Origin of the sequence: Streptomyces sp. NPDC005899 (assembly GCF_040629645.1) — a bacterium.
In the GTDB taxonomy this organism is placed as follows: domain Bacteria; phylum Actinomycetota; class Actinomycetes; order Streptomycetales; family Streptomycetaceae; genus Streptomyces.
Map to the genome: position 1 here is coordinate 1 of NZ_JBEXWB010000432.1, position 4,579 is coordinate 4,579.

Genomic DNA, 4,579 nt, shown 5'->3' on the forward strand with positions numbered 1-4,579 from the left:
GCTGAATGTGTTGTGCAAGTGCAACCTTGTGTCCAGGGGGCACACCTAATTGGTATGCGAGCGGGTGTCCGCGGCACGTGGGGCGGCGGGGAGGTCGGCCGGGGTGGCACGGGAGCGCGCTGCGCTTCGGTACTCATCCGGCCCCCTGGTTCGCGTCCCCGTACCGCCCGTGGATCACCGTCCGGACTGGTCCGCCGGTCATCCGCGTGACCGTCACTCTACGGGGTGGGGCCCGCGCAGCGGGAACGGGCCGACGGCCGCGGGGGATCTGCCCAGAACGTCCCCTACCCAGTGGTACGGCGGTCTGGCAAGCTGCGGCCATGACTGCCCGCGCCGCCGACCGGACCCGTTACGACCGGGCCACCGCCCACCTCGACGCCCCGCTGGCCGTCGTCGACCTGGAAGCCTTCGACGCCAACGCCGACGACCTCGTGCGCCGGGCCGGCGGGAAGCCGGTCCGGGTGGCGAGCAAGTCGGTGCGCTGCCGCGCCCTGCTGGAGCGGGTGCTGGCGCGGCCGGGATTCGCCGGGATCATGTCGTACACCCTGGCCGAGTCCCTGTGGCTCGCCCGGGCCGGTTTCGGCGACGTCCTGCTCGCCTACCCGTCCGCCGACCGGGCCGCGTACGCCGAACTGGCCGCCGATCCTAAGCTGGCGGCGGCCGTGACCGTGATGGTGGACGACCCCGCCCAGCTGGAGCTGATCGACGCCGCACGGGCCGGCGGGACCGAGGAGATCCGGGTCTGTCTCGAACTGGACACCTCCTTCCAGCTGCTGGGCGGCCGCGTCAGGGTCGGCGCCCTGCGCTCCCCTCTGCGCTCTCCCGCCGAACTGGCCGCTCTGGCGCGCTCGGTGGGCCGCAGGCCGGGCTTCCGGCTGGTGGGCCTGATGGCGTACGAGGGCCATGTGGCGGGTGTCGGTGACGCGGTGGCCGGCCGGCCGCTGCGCTCGCGGGCGGTCCGGCTGATGCAGGCGGCGGCCCGCAAGGAGCTGGCGGCCCGGCGGGCCGAGGTGGTGCGCGCGGTGCGGGCGGTGGCGCCGGACCTGGAGTTCGTGAACGGGGGCGGCACCGGCAGTGTCCAGCACACCGCCGCGGAGGACGCCGTGACGGAGGTAGCGGCGGGGTCGGGGCTGTACGTGCCGCGGCTGTTCGACAACTACACGTCGTTCACCGGCCGTCCGGCGGCGCTGTTCGCCCTGCCCGTGGTCCGCCGGCCCGGTGTGGGCGTCGTGACGGTGCTGGGCGGCGGCTACCCGGCGTCCGGGGCGGCGGGCGCGGACCGGCTCCCGGTCCCGTACCTGCCCCACGGACTGCGCTACGACGCGCAGGAGGGTCCGGGCGAGGTGCAGACGCCCCTGATCGGGGCCCCGGCGGACGATCTGCTCGTCGGGGACAAGGTGTGGTTCCGGCACGCGAAGGCCGGCGAGCTGTGCGAGCGCTTCGAGGAGCTGCGGCTGGTCGAGGGCGACCGCGTCACGGCCACCGTCCCGACGTACCGGGGCGAGGGCCGTACGTTCCTCTGAGGTCCGGGGGCGTGCGCGTCCCAGCGGCGCCCTCAGGGACCGACGGTGCTGCCGACGCCCCCGCCGGTGGCGCTGTCGCCGACCGGGCGGATGGCCCGGGTGATGGTGTCCATGAGGGAGAGCGGCAGCTCCTCCCGGCCTGCGTCGAAGGCGAAGCGCACGACGACCGGTGCCTCGCTGCCCACCGGGGAGGGGAAGACGAGCGACTCGACGTATCCGCCCGGGCCGCGGCCCGTGGTGACCTGCCACCGCACGAGGTGGCCGGTGCGTCCGGCCACGCTCACGGACGCGGACGCCAGTTGCCGGTGGGACCGGATGCCGCCGTGGGCGAGGTCGCCGACGGCGTTCTCGCCGTAGGCCCGGTCGGCCGCCGTGGCGATGTCCTCCTCGGCCAGCGCCCGCATGGATCCCGAGTCGGTGCCGGTCGCCGTGCGGACGGTGACCGTGCCGTGGTAGCAGAAGCTGCCGGAGTCGCCCGGGCAGGCGTACGACTCTGCCGTACGCATCGTCGAGGCGGTGTCGAGGGTGTGCTCCGGCTTCTCCCAGCCCGCGGGGACCCGCAGGGTGACGCCGTTCAGCTGGTCGGTCAGCACCTCGGGGTCGCCCGCCGGCCCGTCGGCGGGCGAGGGGGCGGCGCTCGGCAGCGTCGCGGTGGGCCGCGGGGCGGCGGTGGCGCGCGAGGAGTCCGGCCCGACCCCGCCGTCGTCGCCGCCCAGTACCGCGACCGCGGTGAGGGCGGCGGCGATCACCGCCACGGCGGCCACGGTGATCGCGGCCACCGTCGGGGCGCGGCCCCGGGACCTCTCGCCCGCCGCGGCCGCGGGAGCGGGCCGCGGCCCGGGCTGCGGGGCGGCGGACGGCCGGATGTGCGCGGTCCAGGCCGCCCCGTCCCACCAGCGCTCGGTGCCGGGCACGTGCACGTCCGGGTACCAGCCGGGCGGGGTCGCGTTGCTCATGGCCCCCACTCTAGGGAGGGCCTCCGGGGCCCGGGGACGAAGCCCTACAGCGGCGTCACGTACGCCCCGGAGATGCCCCCGTCGACGAGGAAGTCCGTGGCGTTGACGAACGAGGAGTCGTCGCTCGCCAGGAAGGCGACCGCCGCGGCGATCTCCGTCGCCTCGGCGAACCGGCCGAGCGGGATGTGGACCAGCCTGCGGGCGGCGCGCTCCGGGTCCGCGGCGAACAGCTCCCGGAGCAGCGGGGTGTCGACCGGCCCCGGGCACAGGGCGTTGACGCGTATCCCCTCCCGGGCGAACTGGACGCCGAGTTCCCGGGACATGGCGAGCACCCCTCCCTTGGAGGCGGTGTACGAGATCTGCGAGGTCGCCGCGCCCATCCGCGCCACGAACGACGCGGTGTTGATGATGGAGCCCCGGCGCTGCCGCCGCATGTACGGCAGGGCGGCCTTGCAGCAGAGGTAGACGGAGGTGAGGTTGACGTCCTGGACGCGCTTCCACGCCTCGAGCCCGGTGGTGAGGATGGAGTCGTCCTCGGGCGGGGAGATGCCGGCGTTGTTGAAGGCGATGTCGACGGAGCCGTACGTCTCCCACGCGGTGGCGAAGAGGGCCTCGACCTGGTCGGGATCGGTGACGTCGACGGGTACGTGGGTGCCGCCCACCTCCTGGGCGGCCGCGGCGCCCGCGCGGTCGTCGATGTCGCCGCAGACGACGTGGGCCCCCTCCGCCGCGAGTCTGCGGGCGGTGGCGAGGCCGATGCCGCTGCCCGCCCCCGTGACGACGGCGGTGCGGCCGGCCAGGCGGCGGCATATGTATCCGGTGTCGGTGGTCATGGTCGCTCAGGCCTCCGTGCCGATGAAGACGTTCTTGGTCTCGGTGAAGGCCGCGAGGGCGTCGGGCCCCAGTTCACGGCCGAGTCCGGACTGCTTGTAGCCGCCGAAGGGGGTCCAGTACCGCACGGCGGAATGGGAGTTGACCGACAGGTTCCCGGCGTGGACCGCCCGGGAGACCCGCAGGGCGCGGCCCAGGTCCCGGGTCCAGAGCGAGCCGGCCAGGCCGTACTCGGTGGCGTTCGCCAGCCGGACCGCGTCGGCCTCGTCCTCGAAGGGCAGCACGACGGCGACCGGGCCGAACACCTCCTCGGTCGCCACGGGCGCCGCCGGGTCCACGTCCGTGAGGACGGTCGGCGGGAACCAGAAGCCGGGCCCGTCGGGGGCCGTGCCCCGGATCGCGGCCGCGCCTTCGGGGACGAGGGCGCGCACCCGCTCCAGCTGGGTCCGGGAGATGAGCGGGCCCATCTGTGTCCTCTCCTCGCCGGGATCCCCGACGACGACCGAGGCGACGGCGGGGGCCAGCAGCTCCAGGAAGCGGTCGTACACCTGGCGCTGGACCAGGATGCGGGTCCGGGCGCAGCAGTCCTGGCCCGCGTTGTCCAGGAAGGACATGGGCGCGGCGGCCGCGGCGGCCTCGATGTCGGCGTCGGCGAAGACGATGTTGGGGCTCTTGCCGCCGAGTTCGAGGGTCAGCCGCTTCACCCGGCCGGCGCACCTGGCCATGATCCGCTTGCCGACGCGGGTGGACCCGGTGAAGACGATCTTGGCTACGCCGGGGTGTTCGACCAGGGCGCCGCCCGTGACGTCCCCGGCTCCGGGCAGCACCTGCAGGAGGTGCTCGGGCAGGCCGGCGTCGAGGGCGAGCCCGGCCAGGCGGAGGGCGGTGAGCGGGGTGGTCTCGGCGGGTTTGAGCAGGACGGCGTTGCCGGCGGCGAGGGCGGGGGCGAAGCCCCAGGCGGCGATCGGCATGGGGAAGTTCCACGGGGCGATGACCCCGACGACGCCGAGGGGTTCGAGGAAGGTGATGTCGATGCCGCCCGGCACGGGGATCTGACGTCCGGTCAGGCGCTCGGCGCCCCCTGCCGCGTAGTCCAGCAGGTCGCGGACGTTGCCCGCCTCCCAGCGGGCGTTGCCCAGGGTGTGGCCCGCCTCGGTGACCTCGAGCCGGGCCAGCGCCTCGGTGTGCTCGTCGACGAGGACGGCGAAGCGGCGGAGGAGCCTGGCGCGGTCGGCGGGGGCCAGGGCCGCCCAGGTGCGCTGGGCGGCC

At 75.0% G+C, this 4,579-nt stretch carries 4 protein-coding genes; 1 reads left to right on the forward strand and 3 read right to left on the reverse strand.

Annotation, left to right across the window (positions count from 1 at the left end; all coding sequences use genetic code 11):
* Positions 1 to 320 precede the first annotated feature (320 nt).
* Positions 321 to 1,523 carry an amino acid deaminase/aldolase gene (locus ABZ371_RS29250; RefSeq protein WP_358685157.1) on the forward strand — a complete coding sequence of 401 codons (1,203 nt, stop codon included), beginning with the start codon at positions 321 to 323 and terminating at the stop codon, positions 1,521 to 1,523.
* 32 nt (positions 1,524 to 1,555) lie between these two features.
* On the opposite strand, the gene ABZ371_RS29255 is transcribed toward ABZ371_RS29250, so the two are convergent.
* From ABZ371_RS29255 to ABZ371_RS29265, 3 genes are all read right to left on the reverse strand, one after another.
* Positions 1,556 to 2,479, reverse strand: coding sequence for a DUF2510 domain-containing protein (locus ABZ371_RS29255; protein ID WP_358685160.1), 924 nt, complete (start codon positions 2,477 to 2,479; stop codon positions 1,556 to 1,558).
* 44 nt (positions 2,480 to 2,523) lie between these two features.
* A complete protein-coding gene (locus ABZ371_RS29260; protein WP_358685163.1) occupies positions 2,524 to 3,312 on the reverse strand; it encodes a 3-oxoacyl-ACP reductase in 789 nt (262 codons plus the stop codon).
* Between the two features lie 6 nt (positions 3,313 to 3,318).
* Positions 3,319 to 4,579 (reverse strand): aldehyde dehydrogenase family protein (locus ABZ371_RS29265; RefSeq protein WP_358685166.1); only part of this gene is annotated, 1,261 nt, incomplete at its 5' end.

Excerpts from the sequence above, each read along its gene's own strand:
- ABZ371_RS29250 (WP_358685157.1), top strand. The coding sequence starts at position 321 with ATGACTGCCCGCGCCGCCGACCGGACCCGTTACGACCGGGCCACCGCC.
- ABZ371_RS29255 (WP_358685160.1), bottom strand. The coding sequence starts at position 2,479 with ATGAGCAACGCGACCCCGCCCGGCTGGTACCCGGACGTGCACGTGCCC.
- ABZ371_RS29260 (WP_358685163.1), bottom strand. The coding sequence starts at position 3,312 with ATGACCACCGACACCGGATACATATGCCGCCGCCTGGCCGGCCGCACC.